The following is a 15878-nucleotide window of genomic DNA, read 5'->3' as shown; positions in this document are numbered from 1 at the left end:
TGTTTATAAATTTGAATATACTAATCCTTAAATAATTACTTGGATAAGGTTGTTAATTTGTATATTAAAGGATTAAATCAATACACAAAATTTATGAAAATACTTTACAAAACAATTTTAGCTTCATTTGCATTGGGTTTTAATCTAAGTGCAACAGCGCAAGTGACAACATTTTCCTACACAGGAACAATTGATACATATACTGTCCCAGCGGGTGTAAGTCGAATTTCAATTCAAGCTTATGGTGCGCAAGGCGGTAATGATAATGGAGGACTTGGTGCAGGAATTTATGGTGAATTTGATGTAACGCCAGGAACAGTTTTTAATGTTGTTGTTGGCCAACAGGGACTTGTAAATAATTGTGGTGGGCCAGATGCGTCTGGAGGCGGAGGCGGAGGCTCTTTTGTTTGGGACCCAACTGATGCTGATTTTCCATTAGTTGCTGCCGGTGGAGGCGGAGGTGGAAATGAAAATTGGGGAGGAATTGAATGTCGAGCGGGAGTTGATGGGCAAGCAGGTAATGATGGAACGTCAGGTGCAGAAGGATTAGCCCTTGGAGGTGTTGGTGGAGAAGGTGGAGCTGGTGATGCGCCATCGGGAACAGGTTCTGGAGGAGGAGGCTGGTTAAGCCCAGGTCAAAATTCAACTTGGGGTGATGGGTGTACTGGAGGTACGACATTACCAACCTTTTTCGGTGGAGAAGGAGCTTCAGGTTTTGGACCAGGCGGTCAAGGAGGATTTGGCGGAGGCGGTGGAGCAGTATGCGGAAGTGGAGGAGGAGGAGGATTCTCCGGAGGCGCAGGTGGTAATGGTAGTACATGTCGAGCTGGTGGTGGTGGTGGTGGTTCTTACAATGCTGGAACAGAGCAATCAAATGCTACAGGGGTTAGAACTGGTAATGGTGAGGTTATTATCACGGTGTTATGTGATTATTTAACAGTTTCCGTTTCTGATTACGAAGTATGTCTTGGAGACCCCCTAACGCTTAGTGCTACTTCTTCTAATGAAGGAACAATTACGTGGAGTGATGGTATTGAGAATGGTGTGTCTTTTACTCCAGATGCATTAGGAACGATCGTTTACACAGCAACAAGTTCTTCTGAAGCTGATTGTGACGCAACAGTTGAAATTACGGTGATTGAAAGTCCTACTGTAGATAGTTATACAACAACCGATGAGATTGCTGGAGGTGATGGTGAAATTGATATTACTGTTAGTGGTGGTGCACCTGGATATGTATATGATTGGGATAATGATGGAACAGGAGACTTTGATGATGCAGAAGATTTGACAGGACTTGTTGGAGGAACCTACACTGTTATCGTTCAGGATGAAAATGGCTGCGAAATTAACGCTGATTTCACTGTGAACTCCCAAGTAGGCATTAAAGATTTCAATCTCGCGAATATTCAAGTATATCCAAATCCTACGCAAAGTTCTACGCGCATTGAAGTTGACGGTAATTTTGAATATAGCTTGAATGATTTAAGAGGTAAATCGCTTTTATCGGGTAATGCCGTTAACCAAACTTCGCTGGATTTGAGTGAGTTATCAAAAGGAACTTATCTGCTTTTGATTCATAAAGACGGAGAGGTATACCAAGGTAAAGTGTTGAAATTCTAAGTATAACAGTATTTTTAATAGTCAAAAAGGTCGCCTCAAAGGTGACCTTTTTTCGTTTGTCCATTCCTTAAAAAAAATGGTAGATTCCTAAATAAATCAATTTACGTGCAAGATAAATGCAGAGTTTTGTTCTGAAAAAAAAATCATATAATGAAAAATAACTTACGTACTTTAGGTCTTATCGGGGCCTTTCTATTTACAAATTATGCTGATGCACAGGAGGTAGTATTTGAATACACTGGAGCAGTGCAAACTTATGTCATTCCAGATGGCGTTCACGGTGTGATCATGGAAGCTTGGGGAGCACAAGGCGGGGGAAGTGAAGACTGCGATGATGGTGTTAATGATGATGGGGGATTGGGCGGTTATGCTACTGGCCGAATTGATTTAGCGCCAGGATCTACATTAAATATTTTTGTTGGCGGAAAGCCTGAAGTAAACCTAGGTGGCGGTACACCCGGAGGTTTTAATGGTGGTGGTGCTTCTGGTCGCTATGGTGGTGCTGGAGGCGGCGCGTCTGATATTCGATTAACAGGTATGGATTTAGGAAGTCGATTGCTCGTTGCTGGTGGCGGCGGAGGAGGAAATACAGGTTGTCCTGATAATGGTGCTGGTGGTGCTGGTGGAGGATTATATGGAGAAGTTGGATTAGCGTATGAAGGGTATACACCCGGAACTGGAGGAACGCAAACAGAAGGAGGAACAGGAGCTGGTGATGGATCAGATGGAGCATTTGGTGTTGGAGGAACAGGTGGTTATCACGTTGCCGGAGGCGGTGGTGGATTCTACGGTGGTGGAGCTGCATTTGCCGCTGGAGCTGGTGGCGGCTCATCTTACTATGGAATTTTGGAGGACGCATCTTCTATGAGTGGTGCTAATGCTGGACACGGTCGGGTGATTCTCACTTTGCTGTGCGATGCGATTACAACAACCGTTAGTTCATACGAAATCTGTTTAGGTGAAGGGGTAACTATCACCGGAACTTCTCATACTGGCGGTGATGTTTCTTGGAGCGGTGGTCTTGAAAATGGGGTAGAATTTGTTCCTGAATCCGTTGGATTATTAGAGTTTAATTCATCTAGTACATCTCCAACTGACTGCCCAGCAAATGTTGAAATTTTAGTACTAGACGTACCAAAAGTAGTGAGTTCTACAAAAATTGATGCTGAGTTTGGTGGGGATGGTGAAATTGATATCACGGTGTCCGGAGGAGAACCTGTTTATGAGTTTGATTGGGATAATGATGGTACTGGCGACTTTGATGATCCTGAAGACTTAACGGGTCTTGATGAAGGTATTTACAAGGTGGTAATTCGTGATTACAAAGGGTGTCAAGGTTCTGAAATTTTTGTTTTAAATGGATTTTTATCAGACCAAAGTTTGTCACAGCAAGCGCTCAATGTTTATCCAAATCCAACAACAAACAATATCGCAATTGAAGGTGTGGAAAATGCTACTTACAGTATTAGTAATTTAAAAGGCAGCATTTTGAGTACTGGTCAAATTTCAACTGCTGATAATATTGATGTTTCTGAATTTGATGCAGGTCTTTATTTCATTACCATCCAACAAAACAATGAAACCAATGTGCTAAAATTCGTTAAGAAGTAAATAGCACAAACTAAAATTCTTAAAACAGAAAGGACTGCCCAATTGGGTAGTCCTTTTTTTATGACCAATATGTAGGATGAATCTTTCTCGAATGAATGATAACTCAATTATCTCGTTAACAAAACTTTAACTTAGTGTAAACTGGCCTTTTCTAAGTGCTTAAAAATGAGTTTAAATCCTAATAGGTTAAAAATGAATGGTTAATAACTTGAAACGAAAGATTGAATTTTCTCAAGGATTATCCGCTATATTGATGGGTAAATCAAACGTCTAATTATGGCTAAAAAGAATCTCAAAAAAATCTTTGTTCTTGATACTTCAGTTTTATTATTTGATCATGCTTCCATAAAAAACTTCAAAAATAACGATGTCGCAATTCCTATTACAGTTTTAGAAGAACTTGATAATTTTAAAGTAGGGAATGATACCAAAAATTTTCAAGCTCGCGAAGTGATTCGTTCGCTGGATAAACTAACCGAGAAAGGACTCAACGATTGGGTGTCGCTAGGCAGAGGTAAAGGAAAACTAAAGGTTGTTATGGCAAACCTTACAAATGGCAGGGACGCTGAGGCAATTTACGGTCCTGGTAAAAATGACCATAAAATTATTAATGCCGCCATCACATTGGCCGATGCGAATAAAGAGCGTGCAGTGGTTCTTGTTACTAAAGACATCAACTTGCGTTTAAAAGCAAAAGCCATTGGATTATTGTCTGAAGATTATGAAACAGGTAAAGTCAAAGATGTCGCAAAGTTTTCCGAAGGTTTTCCCATCATCGAAAATATCGACTCTAAACAAATTAGCGAACTTTATAAAAAAGGAAGTATTGAAGCTGAGGAGATTCTGGGGCCTCACCAAACGGCAAACGGTTATTATATACTAAAAAATGGGAGTAGTGAATCTGTTCTAAGCCGCTATAATAAGAAGTTGAATTGTATAGAAAGAGTAGAAAAAGAATATGTGTATAGCGTAAAGCCGCGGAACGCTGAACAAGCTTTTGCTGTTAATGCGCTTTTAAATCCTGAAATAAAATTAGTTTGCTTACAGGGAGTGGCAGGTACAGGGAAAACGTTGCTTGCATTAGCATCTGCACTTGAGCAAAGACAATTGTATAATCAAATAATTCTTGCTCGTCCAATAATACCTTTAAGCAACCGAGATATTGGGTTTTTACCTGGGAGCGCCGAAGATAAAATATCCCCTTACATGCAACCACTTTGGGATAACCTCAAATTTATCAAAGCACAGTTCAGACCTGGAGAGAAAAAACATAAAATTCTTGAGGAAATGGAACAATCAGGTGTTTTATCCATCACAGCACTGGCCTTTATCCGTGGTAGGAGTTTATCAAATGCAATGTTCATAATTGATGAAGCTCAAAATTTAAGTCCACATGAGGTAAAAACCATTATTACACGGGCCGGTGAAGGAACTAAAATTGTTTTTACAGGTGACATCAAACAAATTGATACCCCATACATGGATGAGGAAAGTAATGGGTTAACGTATTTAATTGATCGACTTAAAGGGCATGACCTGTTTGCACACATTAAATTAGAAAAAGGAGAACGATCTGAACTTGCCAATCTGGCCAACGAACTTTTATAAGTTTTCGTTTTTTTTTGTTGATGATAAAGGGAGGATAGTTTAACTACCTCCTATTATTAAAAAAAGTTAACATCATGATGATGGTTTGCCACTTGTCCTAAATTCTTCTATTTTTAAATCATACAAATTTTCATGAAGGTTTTAAGTGGCTTAATATTAATTTTTATCTTTTCCCTCAGTGTTGGTGTCTCTTTTAAATCAGAGCAATTAAAATATCCACGCGTGCGGCAAGCCTATACCGATAAAGAAAGTGAGGTTGTAGAAATGTTAAACAACCATAACATTAAAATAGAGCATCTAAACCTTTATTTGAGAGCTTTTAAGCATGATAAAATATTGGAGTTGTGGGGTAAAAATAAGTCCGATGATCAATTTCAATTAATTAAAAAGTACGCTATCTGCGCATCTTCTGGAGTCATAGGACCAAAGCGAAAAGAAGGAGATTTGCAAGTTCCGGAAGGTTTTTATCACATAAATATTTTTAATCCGTCAAGTACATTTTATTTGTCATTGGGAATAAATTATCCCAACAAATCTGATCGAATATTAGGAGATCAACACAAATTGGGAGGAGATATTTACATTCATGGTTCATGCGTTACAATTGGATGCTTACCTATAACAGACCCAGAAATTAAGGAGCTCTATGTCATGTGTGTTGAGGCACGAAATAATGGTCAAACAACAATACCAATCACAATTTTTCCTACCGAATTAACAGCTGAAAACTATGCATATCTTCGTACAAGTTTTTCCAATAATTCAGCCAATCTCGGCTTGTGGCAAGACCTAAAAAAAGGGTATGACCTATTTAATCAAAACAAAACACTACCTAAAATTGGTTTTTTATCCAATGGGAGGCATACTGTTGAGGAATAATTTTTAGGGCGTTCCACTTTACTTAGTAAACACATAAAGTGTCGGGCTTTTCGCACTCGCTCCCGCCTAAGTCGGGGAGCTTAAACAATTGCTGCAATCCCTAACGCGGATAAAATGTTAGGTTTTAAACACTCTTATGAATTTATGGCAGGCTCTCTCTTATTCTGTAGCATATTTGCAATATTTGATTAACTTTATTGAACAATACACTAAACTAAATACGCAATCCTAAGTATATGAGTGATCAATACGGTGAAATCAAAGTCGAATGGTCTGGAAGGCAAGGGGGAGAAGATGATTCGGCAAAACTAGACACAGAAGTAAACCAAAGTCCAGAAGACTTATTTTTATCTTCATTATCAGCTTGTCACATGGTTTTATACCAGAACCTCTGTAAATCAAATGGTATTAATATCCTCAACTATCAGGATAAAGCAAAAGGTATCGTAATTAAAACAGATGATGGTATTCGTAAATTTAAAGAGATTACAATTTGTCCCATCGTTCAAATCGATAATAAATCTCAATTAGTTTTAGCGAAAGAATTACATGCCAAAGCTAATGTTATGAATTTTATTACAAATTCTTGCGAGTTTATGACCAATATCGAGCCTGAAATTCAAAGTAATTAATCGATGAAAGATGGTTGGGTAAAAATAGCAAGTTTTGAGTTTCCACATGAAGTAATTGTCCTCCGAAGTAAACTAGAGTCAGAAGGGATTACCTGCTTTACGCAAGACGAATTAACAGTACAAGTTCATAATTTTTATTCAAATGCAATTGGTGGTGTTAAACTTTTTATCAACCAAACCGACTTGGTACGTGCTGAACCCATTTTAGAATCTTTCGGAATTCAAACAGCAAAAGAAAATGAACCGTCTCCGTTTATGGTTCGTTTTAATCAACTCACACAAAAAATACCATTTTTTGGTAAACTTCAACTCGTTTATCGTTTAATTGGTTTATTCTTTTTATTTGCGCTCTGTTTCGCGCTAATAATCGCTTTTTTATCCTAATAAAGGGCCATCAAAAATAGTCTACTGCAATTGTCACAGAATTGATAACACCATCCTTTACGGTAAATTTAAAATCAGAAAATGACGGTTTAAACATTCCGGAATGAACATAATTGGAAAAACCATAACCTTCGTTTGGAATGCCAATAAAATTACTGTCCATTTCATCGTTACTATTTTCATCATCTAACAATGCAAGACCATATGTCCCTGCAGGTAAATCTAGAGAGTAACTCAGTTTACCCCCTTTTAAAGCGGATTTACTAATCTTTATCTTTTTCATTGGTCTGTCGTTCTGAAAAGCGTCGTCATTCTTGTAAAGTCCTATTGAAACTCTACCCTTGGATGAACGGATATTTTTGATTGCAATTTTTAGAGTTGCTGCTTGGCCAATCGTAAAAATTGAGGTTAATCCTAACAGGAGCAATAGTTTTAACGGTTTCATTACTTTAGTTTTTAGTTTACCTTTTAACTCGCCCGCAAAGAAAATGTTTTACAATAGCTGTTAAAAAATTTTAAACCATTCGGCTTTAGTGATGAAAAACTAGGAGGCCTTCAAACTAATCGGTTACTTTATAAAAATTCTATCCATGTTAAATCGTTCTCTATTTCTTATAACGCTATTTTTTTTAGGCTTTCATGGCATTAGCCAAACAAGCTTATATATCACCTTCGCCGATTCTGCTTTACACTTAACTAAGCAACATGTCATTTACGATCCTTCGTACTTTAGTTTAACTTATCCCAATGGTGATGTTCCTGCTGATCGTGGGGTATGCACAGATGTTGTCATTCGAGCGTATCGAAAATTTGGTATTGATTTGCAACAATTAGTACATGAAGATATGCGAAATAATTTTAAAAGTTACCCGCAAAAATGGGGTTTAACTCAACCGGATAAAAATATTGATCATAGGCGCGTTCCCAACTTAATGACCTTTTTTGAAAGGCATGGAAAAACCCTTACAGTCAGTCAAAATTCTTTTGATTACTTACCCGGTGATATTGTGTGTTGGAATCTGGGTGGAGCCATAACGCATATCGGTATTGTTTCAGCAATTAAATCTAATGATGGTCATAGGTATCAAATAATTCATAATATTGGGGCGGGCCAAGTATTAGAAGATTGTCTGTTCAATTATAAAATTATTGGTCATTACAGGTTCGGCTTTTAATAATTCGTTTCAAAGTTTTGTTTTTTTTTTGACATCTCATAAATCTTTTGTTAACCACTTGTTTTTCAGGTTGTATTGATTTAAATTAGAAGTAACTTTTTAATTTAAAATTTTCCCCTATGACTAGAAAAACTTACGTTTTAAGTGTTTTAACTTTTTTATTTTTTGGTGGACTTGACAATGCAGCAAATTCACAAGAAACACATACTTTTTTTTATACAGGCGATGTGCAGACTTATGAAGTGCCTGCGGGTATAACATCTATTCAAGTAGAGTTAGCTGGAGGTGATGGTTTTGGTCCAATTGGTGAAGGAGGCATTGTCGAAGCAATTATTCCCGTAACGCCTGGTGAAACCTTGGAAATCTATGTTGGAGGAGAAGGAACGGCAACAACAGGAGGTTATAATGGTGGAGGTACACCGGGAACAAATGAAAACTATGGGGGAGGCGGCGGAGCGTCTGACATACGTGTGTCACCTTATGGGTTGGCAGATAGAATAGCAGTTGCTGGTGGAGGCGGCGGTTCGGCAAGTAATTGCGGAACATGGACGGCAGAAGGAGGTCATGGAGGGGGTCTTGAGGCAGAAGGAGGTTGCCTTTATTCTTGTTCAGATTGTCAGTATACTGGAAGTGGAGGTACGCAAGTGGCAGGAGGAATTGCTGGACCAACTGGTCACGGTTCTTGTGGTGATAATCACAATGGTGAATTTGGTTTAGGAGGTGATAATACAGGCTCCTTCGGTGTTGGTGGAGGTGGCGGTTACTATGGAGGCGGGTCTGGCTGCTTTGAAGGAGCAGGTGGCGGGAGTAGTTATACGCATCCGGATGCCATAGAGGTTGTGCATACCGTAGGTGGTAATATCGGAAATGGATATGTCATCATTACTGAACTATGTGTGGGTATGGAAATAGAGGTGTCAGATTATGATTTATGTATCGGTGAAGAAGTAACATTGAGCGCAACTTCAATTACGGGTGGTGTTGCCATGTGGGACGATGGAATAGAGAATGATGTTCCTTTTCTACCTGGCGGTGAGGGAACCTATATCTTTACTGCTGTCAGTACTTCGGGGACGGATTGCCCAGTTGAAATTGAAATTGAAGTACATGAAGACCCCGAAATTGTAGCGAATGCAGATCCTGAAATAGTTTGTTTTGGTCATGAAGTTACCCTTTATGGTTCTGGTGGTGCTTTTTATACTTGGACGCCGGGTGATATTGAAGATGATGAACCATTTATCATGGATGAATTGGGAACTTTTACATTTGAAGTTATGGGAGAGGATTGGCACGGTTGTTCGGGTTCTGATGAAATTACAATTACAGTCATAGAGTCGCCAACTGTGGGTGCTACCGCTTCTGATTTGAATATTTGTTTGGGAGAGTCAGTGACTTTGAATGGAACGGGTGCAGCAACATACACATGGACCGAAGGTGTTGAAAATGGGGTTCCGTTTACTCCAATGTCAACAGGTGAATATAGTTATACTGTAACGGGTTACGATGATGAGGAGGGTTGTAGTAATGAAGCAAGTATTGATATAACTGTTAATGAATTACCTGAAATAATCTCCTATAGCGTTACTGATGAAGTCCTTGGATCTGATGGAAGTATAGAAATAGAAGTGACAGGAGGTACACCGGGTTATACATTTGATTGGGATAATGATGGTACTGGTGACTTTGATGACTCAGAGGATTTAACAGGTATTGAGGGAGGAACATATACCGTTATCGTTCAAGATGAAAATGAATGTCAAGATGTTGAGGAGAATATTACCGTATCGAGTCAAGTGAATATTATTGAATTAAGCCATTCTCAAGTTGAAGTTTATCCAAATCCAACCAACGGGGAATTGGAAATTTTACTTGATGGGACCTTTAATTTTGTAATTCTGGATATCAACGGTAAAGTTTTAGAGCAAGGTGTTGGTCTAAACATTCATCAATTGAATCTTAACGACCTTGCTGATGGATTGTATTTTCTAGAATTAAGTAATAATACAGGGAGAATTACAGAGAAAATTATCAAAAAATAATTGAAATAAACGGGTTACAAATAACGGTAACCCGTTTTTTATTGTCCTCCAAATCGTTCAAACGAATATTTTAAACCAAGCATCACATAACGACCGAGTGTCTCAGTCAACTCACGTTCGTAGATATTTTGTAAGTAGTATTGATTAAAGCCCGTATTTTGATTCAATAAATCTTTTCCCGAAACAAAAATTTGTAGTTTTCGACTTTCCAATAAGTTTAAAGCAATATTAAAATCCAAAAGCATAATTTCATTATTGGTTTCAAAATCAGGATAAAAATAATGTTGAAATATTGGGTTAAACTCCCATCGATCTTTTAGTTTAAAAGTCATATTAACATAATAATTAATGTTTTGATAATCGTTGTTAAAACTAGAATTGTCCTTATAGGTATTGATAGAATAATTATACCCTAAACCCGAACGTAAATCAACAATAGATTTCCCAATATTTTCAATTGAAATTACCGGACTGAAGCTATAGGTTGTATAAGCATCTTGAGTTTGATTTAGATTGACCAAACCATTGGATACTGATCCATTTCCTCGAATTCTAAATTTGGTTTTTAAACGATGAACAGATGCACCGTATGCGGCAAATGCGGATAAACTTTTCTCACTACCAATGTTTTCAGGACTCAATTCTGTCACATAAAATTCGTTTAAATTTTGCGAATAAACAATATTATTTTCCGTGTATTCCCCGGTTATATTCGCCATGAAAAAACTAAAATTATATTGATTTATATTTCTGAACCGTAGATTTAAACGATGCGCGTACTCAGGAGTTAAGTCAGTATTTCCCAAAATCAATTGCGAGGGATTAGTATTGTCTTGTAAGGGTTGAAGTTGATTTAAACTTGGGGCGTTTATTGAAGTTGTATAATCAATTCGGAGATTAGATTTTTTATTCGGATCCCAGTCAATTCTTAAGTTGGGAAAAATATAATCGTAAGGTTGTGAACTGGCAAAAATTGCTGCCCCCGATAAAATTAAATGTTCGTAATTTAAACCTATCGTAGTGTTAAAGGTATTTGCAATAAATTTGTGACGAAGTTCTCCGTAGTAAGAAGTTTGTAAGTAATCACCCAGTCCGGAAAGTACAATGTTTTCAGACTGTTGATCATCCAAAATGTCATAAACTGATCGATTCCGCGATTCTGAACTTCTTTTGTATCCTAAATCCGCCTGCAATAATTGATTTTTTGTGATGGGTTCAGACCATGTCCAAGCTCCCGAAAAATTGTCAGTTGTTGAAAGGGTGTATTGATCTTGATTGGTTACTGTTTCAACCGGTACCCCGTCATTGACTAGCGTGTTAAGGTAACTTAAGTAGGTTTGTATATCCGAATTATCTCGATCATAAGCTAAATCTAATCCTGTATAACGACCTGGTTTTAGGAATTTTTTGCGGTAATCTGCTGAGCTATTAAAGGAATAGTTAAAATCATCTTGATTAAGCGCCGTAGTGAAAGAACTAAAAAGTCCATCTTCACTATTGTAATTCTTTATTAAATTATCATTCAAATAAGCTGTTTCTCCCAGTTCACCCCAGAGATTGAAGTTAAGCTGTTGGGTAGAATCAAATTTCTGCTGAAAGAAAAGCGTTCCCCTCCCATTGATGGAATTGCTATTTTGTACAGCGAACTCATCAGTGAAAAAAGTGGAATCATTATAATATGTTTCTCGGAATAATGATTTTTGATAGGTTTTATCAAAATTATTTAAGAAAAAAGAAGTCGATAGAGTTGTTTTATCCGAAGGTTTGTAACTCACATTTATACCTGTTGCGTGCGTAGTTAAAAATCCATCATCAGCATTCCCATCACTTAATGATAATCCACCCAAATCACCACCACCTCTTCGCATAGTTTGAGCACCACCCATAAAATTTCGATAATCACTAAATGTAAAACCTGTTTGATTAATATTGTTGGACATTCCTATTAATGAAATTTGCCAATCTTTCTTGAAGTAGAAAACATTTCCTTTCGTCTCGTAGCGCAATGATTCATTGGTTGGAATTTCACTTCCACCACTCAGAGCAATATTGCCAAATACTCCTTTTTTGTGAGATTCTTTAAGTTTAATATTAATGGTTGTTGTTTCCGAGCCATCATCAATTCCTGTGAATTCAGATTGCTCAGAAGTTTTGTCGAAAACTTGAATTTTAGACACAGCATTGGCAGGTAAATTTTTAGTAGCTACCGATGCATCTTCTCCAAAAAATTTTTCGCCATCCACGGTCACTTGTTGAACATCTTTTCCTTGTACTTTTATTGAGCCATCTTCCTGTACCTCAACACCTGGTAATTGTTTTAATAAATCTTCAACAACATCATGTTCTTTCACTTCAAAAGCTCTAGAATCATACTCCAAGGTGTCTCCTTTTATTTGAATGGGTTGAAAATGTTCATCAATCACCACCGCATCTAAAAGTTTTGGTTCTAAATGAAAAATCGGCAACTGTTGATTATCTCCAGATTGGTCTACCGAAAAGCCATATTCTAAAGGCTGGTAACCATAAAAAGAAACTTTCGCAATATAATCGCCTGACTTGACACCCACCAACTTAAAAGCACCATTTTTATCGGTAATGGCATAGGTTTTTAGTAGTGAATCCACAGCCCCAATCAACATTACTGAAGCACCCGGTATTGAATCACCCTCTATTGAATGAACAGCGCCTTTTAACTGAACGGATTGAGCAAAGCTTGTACTGATGAGGCCCATTATGGACAACATTAAAATTACGTTTTTCATGGTTTAGTTTGATTTAATGGTGAGGGGGTGGTCCTCCTTGATTTCTTCTGTCTTGTAAATGTTGACGCTGCTCTTCGCGCTTTTTTCTTACGATGCTGGCAAAGGCTTCTTTTGTGACTTTTTTTCCTTTTTTCGGCTCTTTCAACTCTTTTTTATCAATTGGTTTAAAGATTATCTGATCGAGTGATATTTCTCGTTCACCGTCATTTACGTTGATATAAAGAATCAAGCCAGGTAATCCTCCAAACCCAGCTGGTCCTGCTGCTATGGGAAGTTCAGGAGCAAACCATACAAAAGTGTTTTGAAAATCCGAAGCGTCTGTTGTGTCCGAAATATACGCTGCTTTTATACAGTTCATACCTGATACAAGCTTTGTTTCACCTGTCATTTTCCATTTGTCTGTAGAAATTGACGTTTCAATTAAGAAAAGTTTATCCATGAATTCTTTTTGTGATACAACTCTTCCAGATTCTGTATTGGTATAAATTACGTCATTCTCAGGTGCCAGTCGTTTCATCATAAATTGTTTTCTCCGGTCTTCGTGAGAATCTGAAAATTCGGTCGTGTTCTTAGTTTTTAGATACCGATAAATTGCTTCATCCTGATCAAAAATTAAAACACTTCCAAACTCCATTAACAATGGTTTTGTATCATCCATAGGACCTCTCGGTGGTTGTGGATGACTTTTACTGACGTCTATTTTTGTTCGATAAAATGCTTCGCCGCTAATCTGAGAAAATGAGGCCTTACTGACCATAAATAAACAAAAGCAGAAGCTCAAAAAGTGTTTCATTGTTCCAATTTTAGTCTTTTGACCAGAACAAGTAAAGAAGGTTTAATCGTGGTTTTTTTATTTTTTTCGAATTGCTTTAAATTGTGCAATTTCAGATTCCGATCCACGAGTACATGCAATAGTTTCAGTCATTTCCCAATGCTCAGAGGAAATTGTATTCGCATAATATTTTTTACTAACCGTACAGTGACAATCTTCTTTTTCCATTTCTACCACAACTATTCTAGGACCATTGGCAAAATTACCTCTTGTCCATTTTTGTATTGAAAATCCTTGTTTTTCAAGTTTATCGACCAAGACTAATTGCTCCAATGTGTCAGCGGGTATTTGAAGGGCTAGCGAATCGTATAATCCGGGAAATTCAACAGGCACACTGTCTTTTCGTGAAACAATAAGATTTAATAATTCATCAATAAAGTCCGCTTTTTCAGGAAGTTCATACAATTGATTGGCTCCCAATTGCGGTGCAATTTCGTTGAGAGTTACTGTATTGAATGAATCGCTTTGTTGGGTATTTGTGCAACTTTGAAAGAATATCGCGGAAAGAATTAGTAAAATGCAAAGGAGTTGAGTCTTCATGATTCGTTAGTTTTCAGTGACTTGAATAAATTTAAGAAAAAGATTGGTGTCCTTAAAAATTTAGGAAGAATTTAACAAAGTAATTCAAGAGTGATGCAACGAAAACGTACACTCAAAACTTTCCCTGGCCGATTAGCTGATTGTTCTACTTTTTACCCCATTTTTGTTCTATCTTGATTAAATAGTTATGACCTTTAATAAACTGATACTAAAGTATTATTTATGCCTATTAGTTGTAGTCTCTGTGATGACATCTTGCCAAAACTCGAATTTAACTCAGGTAAAATACTCCATTCAAACTGCAGTATTAGAAGAAAATAGTCAGGCATGGCACAACGATATTAAATTTGTCGATGATCAAAATTTGGATTTAGGTTTCTTTAAAGGGAAGGTGTGGATCAAAGTAGATTTCGAAAAAACGGAAAAATTAAGTCGGGTAGTTTTATTGTGCAACGATTTAATCAATAGAAATTATCGTTTTTATAAATGGGATTCTAATGCACAGCGCTATAGTTATTTAAAGCCAGATGTTGACACAGCTTATCAAGATCATCGAAGCGTAAATTTTTCAAAACCCAATTTTGTATTGGAACTTTCTCCTACAGCAAATAGTAAATATTTAATTAGTACATCTAGTGATGGTCGTATTCTGCAGGCAACACCAAGTATTATAACAGAAGAATCCTTTTCTGAAATTCAACATCAAACGCTTGTTTTTGACACAATTTTTTATGGCGCAATTTTTATTATTTTAATAATCAATCTCTTTTATTCCAGGCTGATAAAGAATAGCATTTATTTTTATTATTGCATTTACATTGTCTTTGGCTGCTTGATGTATTTATTTGTTGAGGGGCGCTTATATGGGATTGGTTTAACTCATTTAGTTGTTGATCATTTCATGTTTATTGCCATTCGTTTATGGATTCTAACCAGCATTTTATTTTGTACGCGTTTTTTGGAAACGAAAATTACGAATCCCAAATTTTACCGATTTATTAAAATGATGTTGTTTCTTACGTTGGGTGTTCCTACAGTCTATCAACTTGTTTATTATTATTCCTCGGTTGGCAACTTACACATGCTGGAGAATATTTTTGGGTTTATATGGATTATCTTAGCCTTTACCATTGTGTTTATTGCCTTAAAAAAAAGAAAGCAAAAGTCAACCTATTACTTAATTTCATACTCAGTTTTTGTCTTATTTGTCACTCTAGGCCTTGTAGATAGCCATACAACGATATTGCCTGGAGATCCATTTTCCTATTTTAAAATCGGAACTATTTTTGAGTTTATCGGATTTACCTATTTTATTTCAATTTTGGTGAAAAAGAAGCTGATTGTAAGTCAAAACCTGGAAAATGAGTTGCAGATGAAACAGTTGGAATTAGATAAAATAAACAACGAAAATGCTAAGAAAATAGAGTTTGCTGGAATTTTTAAACTCATTGAAAATTCACTCAACAATGAATCCGAATGGGACCAATTTAAAAATAAGCTAAGCGACTTAAGTCCAAACTTCCTAGAATCTCTTGTAAATATGCATAATGATTTGACTAAATCAGAAGTTAGATTATTAACATTAATTAGAGTGGGCTATTCGCAAAAAGAGATTGCCGAAGTTTTAAAAATAGCACCAGATAGTGTTAAAAAAGCCAGAAGCAGAGCTCGAAAAAAAATGAAATTGAATGGTACTATTAATTTGAAAGATTATTTAAAAGCGATTTAGTTGTTATAAATAACCTGTTGTTTTGTAGTGCTTTAAAATCGGGTACCCCGAATTGTCCCCCTGA

13 protein-coding genes are annotated in these 15878 nt (G+C 36.8%); 9 read left to right on the top strand and 4 right to left on the bottom strand.

The features are described 5' to 3' along the window. The first annotated feature begins 93 nt into the window (after positions 1-93). The 6 genes from A8143_RS17305 (at position 94) to A8143_RS09455 (ending at position 6737) form a co-directional block, all read left to right on the top strand. Positions 94-1623: a T9SS type A sorting domain-containing protein gene (locus tag A8143_RS17305; RefSeq protein ID WP_139134318.1), complete on the top strand. Its 1530-nt coding sequence runs from the start codon at positions 94-96 to the stop codon at positions 1621-1623. A gap of 150 nt (positions 1624-1773) precedes the next feature. Beyond that, the gene (locus A8143_RS09475; RefSeq protein WP_070137955.1) at positions 1774-3234 is read left to right on the top strand and encodes a glycine-rich protein; all 1461 of its coding nucleotides are present in this window, start codon (positions 1774-1776) and stop codon (positions 3232-3234) included. A 276-nt stretch (positions 3235-3510) separates the two neighbouring features. Beyond that, positions 3511-4842, top strand: coding sequence for a PhoH family protein (locus A8143_RS09470; protein WP_070137954.1), 1332 nt, complete (start codon positions 3511-3513; stop codon positions 4840-4842). 132 nt (positions 4843-4974) lie between these two features. Further along, positions 4975-5721 (top strand): L,D-transpeptidase family protein, encoded by a 747-nt coding sequence (locus A8143_RS09465; RefSeq protein WP_070137953.1) that lies wholly within the window; start codon positions 4975-4977, stop codon positions 5719-5721. Positions 5722-5957: 236 nt separating this feature from the next. Beyond that, positions 5958-6353 (top strand): OsmC family protein, encoded by a 396-nt coding sequence (locus A8143_RS09460; protein WP_070137952.1) that lies wholly within the window; start codon positions 5958-5960, stop codon positions 6351-6353. Between the two features lie 3 nt (positions 6354-6356). Then, positions 6357-6737: a putative signal transducing protein gene (locus A8143_RS09455; RefSeq protein WP_070137951.1), complete on the top strand. Its 381-nt coding sequence runs from the start codon at positions 6357-6359 to the stop codon at positions 6735-6737. A 10-nt stretch (positions 6738-6747) separates the two neighbouring features. Here A8143_RS09455 and A8143_RS09450 read toward each other — a convergent pair whose 3' ends face one another. Further along, positions 6748-7182, bottom strand: coding sequence for a DUF2141 domain-containing protein (locus tag A8143_RS09450; protein WP_070137950.1), 435 nt, complete (start codon positions 7180-7182; stop codon positions 6748-6750). A 145-nt stretch (positions 7183-7327) separates the two neighbouring features. On the opposite strand from A8143_RS09450, the gene A8143_RS09445 reads away from it, so the two are divergent. Both A8143_RS09445 and A8143_RS09440 read left to right on the top strand, forming a co-directional pair. Further along, on the top strand, positions 7328-7912 hold the full coding sequence (locus tag A8143_RS09445) for a DUF1287 domain-containing protein (protein ID WP_070137949.1): 585 nt from the start codon (positions 7328-7330) through the stop codon (positions 7910-7912). 119 nt (positions 7913-8031) lie between these two features. Further along, complete coding sequence (locus A8143_RS09440) at positions 8032-9951, top strand: glycine-rich protein (protein WP_070137948.1); 1920 nt, start codon at positions 8032-8034, stop codon at positions 9949-9951. Between the two features lie 38 nt (positions 9952-9989). On the opposite strand, the gene A8143_RS09435 is transcribed toward A8143_RS09440, so the two are convergent. From A8143_RS09435 to A8143_RS09425, 3 genes are read right to left on the bottom strand one after another with little or no spacing between them, the layout of a single operon-like run. Beyond that, positions 9990-12713 carry a TonB-dependent receptor domain-containing protein gene (locus tag A8143_RS09435; protein ID WP_083261311.1) on the bottom strand — a complete coding sequence of 908 codons (2724 nt, stop codon included), beginning with the start codon at positions 12711-12713 and terminating at the stop codon, positions 9990-9992. Positions 12714-12726: 13 nt separating this feature from the next. Next, a complete protein-coding gene (locus A8143_RS09430; protein ID WP_083261310.1) occupies positions 12727-13506 on the bottom strand; it encodes a GLPGLI family protein in 780 nt (259 codons plus the stop codon). Between the two features lie 57 nt (positions 13507-13563). Next, positions 13564-14085 (bottom strand): hypothetical protein, encoded by a 522-nt coding sequence (locus A8143_RS09425; protein WP_070137945.1) that lies wholly within the window; start codon positions 14083-14085, stop codon positions 13564-13566. A gap of 187 nt (positions 14086-14272) precedes the next feature. On the opposite strand from A8143_RS09425, the gene A8143_RS09420 reads away from it, so the two are divergent. Continuing rightward, a complete protein-coding gene (locus A8143_RS09420; RefSeq protein ID WP_083261309.1) occupies positions 14273-15814 on the top strand; it encodes a 7TM diverse intracellular signaling domain-containing protein in 1542 nt (513 codons plus the stop codon). Positions 15815-15878 lie beyond the last annotated feature (64 nt).

This window comes from Crocinitomix algicola (assembly GCF_001661595.2).
In the GTDB taxonomy this organism is placed as follows: Bacteria; Bacteroidota; Bacteroidia; order Flavobacteriales_D; family Crocinitomicaceae; genus Crocinitomix; species Crocinitomix algicola.
This window is presented reverse-complemented; position numbering and strand designations above follow the sequence as displayed.

Excerpts from the sequence above, each read along its gene's own strand:
- A8143_RS09465 (WP_070137953.1), top strand. The coding sequence starts at position 4,975 with ATGAAGGTTTTAAGTGGCTTAATATTAATTTTTATCTTTTCCCTCAGT.
- A8143_RS09420 (WP_083261309.1), top strand. The coding sequence starts at position 14,273 with ATGACCTTTAATAAACTGATACTAAAGTATTATTTATGCCTATTAGTT.
- A8143_RS09425 (WP_070137945.1), bottom strand. The coding sequence starts at position 14,085 with ATGAAGACTCAACTCCTTTGCATTTTACTAATTCTTTCCGCGATATTC.
- A8143_RS09440 (WP_070137948.1), top strand. The coding sequence starts at position 8,032 with ATGACTAGAAAAACTTACGTTTTAAGTGTTTTAACTTTTTTATTTTTT.
- A8143_RS09475 (WP_070137955.1), top strand. The coding sequence starts at position 1,774 with ATGAAAAATAACTTACGTACTTTAGGTCTTATCGGGGCCTTTCTATTT.
- A8143_RS09430 (WP_083261310.1), bottom strand. The coding sequence starts at position 13,506 with ATGAAACACTTTTTGAGCTTCTGCTTTTGTTTATTTATGGTCAGTAAG.
- A8143_RS09455 (WP_070137951.1), top strand. The coding sequence starts at position 6,357 with ATGAAAGATGGTTGGGTAAAAATAGCAAGTTTTGAGTTTCCACATGAA.
- A8143_RS09450 (WP_070137950.1), bottom strand. The coding sequence starts at position 7,182 with ATGAAACCGTTAAAACTATTGCTCCTGTTAGGATTAACCTCAATTTTT.
- A8143_RS09470 (WP_070137954.1), top strand. The coding sequence starts at position 3,511 with ATGGCTAAAAAGAATCTCAAAAAAATCTTTGTTCTTGATACTTCAGTT.
- A8143_RS09460 (WP_070137952.1), top strand. The coding sequence starts at position 5,958 with ATGAGTGATCAATACGGTGAAATCAAAGTCGAATGGTCTGGAAGGCAA.
- A8143_RS09435 (WP_083261311.1), bottom strand. The coding sequence starts at position 12,713 with ATGAAAAACGTAATTTTAATGTTGTCCATAATGGGCCTCATCAGTACA.
- A8143_RS09445 (WP_070137949.1), top strand. The coding sequence starts at position 7,328 with ATGTTAAATCGTTCTCTATTTCTTATAACGCTATTTTTTTTAGGCTTT.
- A8143_RS17305 (WP_139134318.1), top strand. The coding sequence starts at position 94 with ATGAAAATACTTTACAAAACAATTTTAGCTTCATTTGCATTGGGTTTT.